This window comes from Actinoplanes sp. NPDC051633, from assembly GCF_040681735.1.
Classification (GTDB): Bacteria; Actinomycetota; Actinomycetes; order Mycobacteriales; family Micromonosporaceae; genus Actinoplanes.
Genome location: NZ_JBFAZH010001229.1, coordinates 1 through 2,232, shown reverse-complemented (window position 1 = coordinate 2,232; position 2,232 = coordinate 1). Strand labels below are relative to the sequence as shown.

General features: G+C 73.7%; 4 protein-coding genes. All 4 read left to right on the top strand.

The genetic code is table 11. The features are described from left to right. Positions 1 to 247 (top strand): hypothetical protein (locus AB0M20_RS39370; RefSeq protein ID WP_364306139.1); only part of this gene is annotated, 247 nt, incomplete at its 5' end. After that, positions 244 to 939 (top strand): hypothetical protein, encoded by a 696-nt coding sequence (locus AB0M20_RS39365; protein ID WP_364306137.1) that lies wholly within the window; start codon positions 244 to 246, stop codon positions 937 to 939. The genes AB0M20_RS39370 and AB0M20_RS39365, both read left to right, overlap by 4 nt. Then, positions 936 to 1,754, top strand: a complete 819-nt coding sequence (locus tag AB0M20_RS39360; RefSeq protein ID WP_364306136.1) for a hypothetical protein — start codon at positions 936 to 938, stop codon at positions 1,752 to 1,754. The genes AB0M20_RS39365 and AB0M20_RS39360 overlap by 4 nt, the downstream gene beginning before the upstream one ends. A 15-nt stretch (positions 1,755 to 1,769) precedes the next feature. Then, the coding region (locus AB0M20_RS39355) for an ATP-binding cassette domain-containing protein (protein WP_364306134.1) at positions 1,770 to 2,232 on the top strand (463 nt) is incomplete at its 3' end.

The following is a 2,232-nucleotide window of genomic DNA, read 5'->3' as shown; positions in this document are numbered from 1 at the left end:
GAGCCTGCTGATCGCCGTCTGGTTCGGGCCCGACGTCGCACTCGGCGCGGCCGTCGGGCTGTGGGCGGTGCGGGTGCTGGTGGGCGGTGTGCTGGTCCGCGACGGATGGCCGGCCCGGTTCATTGTGGAGCTCTGGTCGACGAACGCGCCGGTCCTGGTGGCGAGCGCGGCCCTCGCGGTCGTCGCCGTGCTGATGGCCGGGCGCGGTGAACCACGCAACGGGTGGCGCGCTACTCATCCGATGTGAGACCACTGACCCTCTGGCGGTACGAGATGCTCCGGGCGGGCTGGGCGGCGCTGCTCGGCCCGCCGATCGCCGTCGCCGTGGGTGTCGCGGCCGCGCTGGCGAACCCTGTTCCGGGCGACGCGACGACGGCCCGCATCCTGCTCGGCGCCCTGGAGATGGCGGTCCCGCTCGCCGCGGGAGTGGCCTGCGCCTCGCTGGTCGGCCGCGATCCGGCCATCGAGCTGCAGCTCACCGCGCCCACCTCGTACCGCGTCACCCTGCTGCGGCGGATGGCCGTGACCCTTGCCTGGACCGCGGCGGTCGCCGCGCTGACGGCGGCCGTGCTGATCGTCACCGGCTGGTGGGCCCGCTGGCCGGCCAACCACGGGCCGCTGGCAGGCCAGCTCACCTGGCTGGCACCGACGCTGGGCCTCAGCGGGCTGGGGTTCGCCGCGGGCGCCGTCTTCCGCAGCCCGGCGGCGGCCGGTGCGCTGGTCACCACGCTGTGGGCGATCCAGCAGTTCTTCGCCGGCTCGGCGCAGGAGCACCTGCCGGGCCGGCTGCTCTACCTGTTCGCGACGACGCGCGGCACGGTGCCGGGCGACTGGGCCGCGAACCGGCTCACGTTGCTCGGCGCCGCGGCCGTCCTGACCGTGCTCGCGCTGGTCCTGCTGGGCCGCTCGGAACGCCTCGTCAAGGAGGAGGACGAATGATGCACGCGTTCGGCGCGAGCCTGCGGTACGAGTTCCGCATGCAGATCCACAAACGGTCGGTGTGGATCGTGCCCGCGCTGACCCTGGTGCTGTTCGTGCTGATCGGCGGCAGCCTGCTGCGGGACCTGTTCGACCCGGCCGAGCGGCCGCCCGATGCGCGGACCGCCGTCGTCGGGCTGGCGGTGCAGTTGCACGCGCTGCTCTCGATCGGGTTCGGCTGTCTGCTCGCCGACCGCCTGATCCGCGACGACCGGCTGCGGGTGGCGCCGGTCCTGGACGCCACGCCGGCCCGGCCGGTGGCCCGTCTGCTCGGCAAGTATCTGGGCACGGGCGCCGCGACGGCGATCCCGATCGCGGTCGCGTACCTCGGTTTCACCGTCGCGTATGCAGTGAACACCGGCGCACCGGAAGCGCTCGGGTGGGCGTTGGTCGCCTGCGGCGTCGTGATCCTGCCGGGCCTGCTGTTCGTGGCCGCCGTGGCGCTGGCGGTGCCGCTCGTGGTGCCGGCGCCGCTGTTCCGGGTGCTGTTCGTCGGCTACTGGATGTGGGGCAACGTGGTCACGCCGGATCTGATGCCGACGTTGTCCCGTACCCTCATCCACCCGCTCGGCGGCTATCCGCTCGCCGCGCTGCTGGACTTCCGCGGCATCGACGGCGAGGACACCTTGGCCGGGCCGATGCCGGGAGCGGCGCTCAACTTCCTGCGGCCGGAGCCGACGGCGGCGACCGCGTGGCTGTCCATCGCCATCCTGCTGGTGCTCGCGGCCGCCGCTCTCGCCGGCGGTCACGCGCTGCGCGCCCGCCGAGCCCGCTGACACGAGAGGAACCCCATGAGGATCGAGATCGCCGGCCTGACGAAGACGTACCGCGGCGGGGTGGCCGCCCTGGACGGCCTGGACCTGACCGTGCCGACCGGCATGTTCGGCCTGCTCGGCGCCAACGGCGCCGGCAAGACCACGTTGATGCGCATTCTCGCCGGGATCGCGCGGCCTTCGTCGGGTCACGTCGCGGTGGGCGGGCATGACATGGGTACGGGCGCCGGCCGGACCGCCGTGCAACGCGAGCTGGGCTATCTGCCGCAGGATCTGGGCGTCTACCCCGACCTGACGGCCCGCCAGTTCCTGGACTACGTGGCGCTGCTCAAGGGCATGGACGACCGGACCGCCCGGCGCCGGCGCGTCGGGGAGCTGCTGGAGATGGTGGCGCTGACCGGGTACGCCGACCGCCGGCTGCGGGGCTTCTCGGGTGGGATGCGGCAGCGGGTCGGCATCGCGCAGGCGTTGCTCGCCGACC

Bases quoted from the DNA above. Each gene is read 5' to 3' on its own strand.
- AB0M20_RS39360 (WP_364306136.1), top strand. From the start codon at position 936: ATGATGCACGCGTTCGGCGCGAGCCTGCGGTACGAGTTCCGCATGCAG.